A 1,013-nucleotide genomic window follows, 5' to 3' on the forward strand; every position below is an offset into this window, starting at 1 on the left:
TGTGGTTTGCAGAAAAAATAAAAGCAGCAAAAAGTTAGACATATTTAAAAAACTTAAAGGCCGTCTGAAATCCTGAGCAACAGGTTTCAGGCGGCCTTTTGTTACTTGATATTTGAAGCAATGATTGCTTCATGTCAAGTATTCAAATATTAGAAGGTTACGCGTACACCGGCAGAAAGTTCGTGGGATTGGGTTTTAAGACCATCAAATTTGCCCCAGTAGTTATAGCGGTAGCCAGCATCCAAAGCAACATTAGGTGTTACTTCGTAGCTTACTCCGGCTAAAGCACCAATACCCATTTTAGTTTCGTTTTCTGAGGAAGTTTCATCTTCACGATTAACAGATATGTGATTAATACCTAAGCGTGCACCGACATATGGTTTGACAGGTGAGTTAATGTTGAAATCATAAATGGCAGAAACACCGACACTTTTGAATTTGGCTTTATAATTAACTAATTCATCATCTCCTACTTCGTCAATACCCTTGAAGGTTTTATAGTGAGTGTAGTCTGCAGCAACGCGAAAATCTCCAAAATCATAGCCAGCAGATAAACGTGGAGTGAATCCTTTATTTTTAATAGTAAAATTTTCACCATCATCATTATCTTTTAATGAAATAGTAGAATGTCCAGCATCTGCTTGAACATAAAAACCTTGATTTGCATCAGCCAATGCAAATGTAGGCAGGGAAAGAGCAATCAGTGTTACCAGAACTTTTTTCATGATTTTGTCCTTAATGTAGGATGAGAAGTAGTGGATAATCGCCGGGGTTGGTCGTTCCCAACAATTATTCTGATTGTATTTTCTTGTCGTAAATTAAGCAAATCTAAAAATGTTTTAACTGTTGTAAAACAGCACTTATAAAAAACACTGTAACAAGTCGTTTAAGAACAAACGGCCTTGCTCGGTTGGGCGGAACACAGTCGGGTCTGATTCAAGCAGGCCCTTTTGTCTGGCGGTTTCGATTTGAGCCATGATTTTTGCAGTGGGTACGCCGGTACGTTCCTGCAA

1 protein-coding gene and 1 pseudogene are annotated in these 1,013 nt (G+C 38.6%); both read right to left on the reverse strand.

Annotated elements, in window-relative coordinates; genetic code table 11:
• Positions 1–149: 149 nt before the first annotated feature.
• Positions 150–725, reverse strand: a complete 576-nt coding sequence (locus ACTHS3_RS14605) for an opacity family porin (protein WP_070608261.1) — start codon at positions 723–725, stop codon at positions 150–152.
• A gap of 135 nt (positions 726–860) precedes the next feature.
• Positions 861–1,013 (reverse strand): annotated as a pseudogene (locus tag ACTHS3_RS14610) (radical SAM family heme chaperone HemW); the annotation flags it as partial.

The organism is Neisseria sp. P0009.S007 (genome assembly GCF_051962515.1).